The following is a 1,118-nucleotide window of genomic DNA, read 5'->3' as shown; positions in this document are numbered from 1 at the left end:
GGAGCTGCCCACCTACGCCTTCCAACGACAGCGCCACTGGCTGGACGGTTCGGTGGTTGCGGCGGACCAGGTCAGGACCATGACACCGCGGCGGAGCGGTCCGAAGCAGCCTGCGCGCGGCGACGGGCTGGAGCTGGTGCGTGCGCACGTAGCAGCGGTGCTCGGGCACGGATCGGCGCGCGACGTCGACAGCGACACGACCTTCAAGGACCTGGGCTTCGACTCCCTCTCGGCCGTCGAGCTGCGCAACGCGCTGAATGCGGCCACCGGGCTCTCGCTGCCCTCCGGCCTCCTCTTCAACTACCCGACCCCGGCGAAACTCGCCGAACACCTCACCGATCAGCTCCACGGCCTCGACCAGGACCGGGAGGGCGATGCGTACGAGGCCGCATCCCTCGACGAGCCGATTGCGATCGTGGGCATGGCCTGCCGGCTGCCGGGAGGGGTCGCCTCCCCCGAGGACCTGTGGCGGCTGGTCAGCAGCGAGGTCGATGCAGTCGGCAGGTTCCCGGACAACCGGGGCTGGGACCTCGATTCCCTCTTCGCCTCTGATCCGGACAGCCCCGGCACGACGTACGCCACCGAGGGAGGGTTCCTGCACGACGCGGACCGGTTCGACGCCGCCTTCTTCGGCATCAGCCCCCGCGAGGCCGCGGCGATGGACCCTCAGCAGCGGCTGCTGCTGGAGACGGCCTGGGAGGCTGTCGAGCACGCGGGCATCGACCCGACCGCGCTGCGCGGCAGCCGCACCGGCGTGTACGTGGGCGCGACGGCTCAGGAGTACGGGCCGCGGCTGCACGAGCCGTCCGGCGGGAACGACGGTCATCTGCTGACGGGCAACACCGCCAGCGTGGCTTCGGGCCGGCTGGCTTACACCTTCGGCCTTGAGGGCCCGGCGGTGACGGTCGACACCGCCTGCTCGTCCTCGCTGGTCGCGCTGCACCTGGCCGCGCAGTCACTGCGCCAGGGCGAGTCCTCCATGGCGCTCGCCGGCGGTGTGTCCGTCATGGCCACGCCCGGTATGTTCGTGGAGTTCTCCCGGCAGCGCGGGCTGGCGCCGGACGGGCGCTGCAAGGCGTTCTCCGCTTCGGCGGACGGTACGGGCTGGGCCGAGGGCG

At 71.8% G+C, this 1,118-nt stretch carries 1 protein-coding gene; it reads left to right on the top strand.

Going from position 1 to position 1,118, the window contains the following annotated elements:
* On the top strand, positions 1 to 1,118 hold a 1,118-nt coding region (locus H297_RS38470), incomplete at both ends, for a type I polyketide synthase (protein ID WP_037795487.1).

The organism is Streptomyces sp. CNT360 (assembly GCF_000424785.1).
Note: the sequence above shows the minus strand (reverse complement) of the source record. Positions and strands in the feature narration are given on the sequence as shown.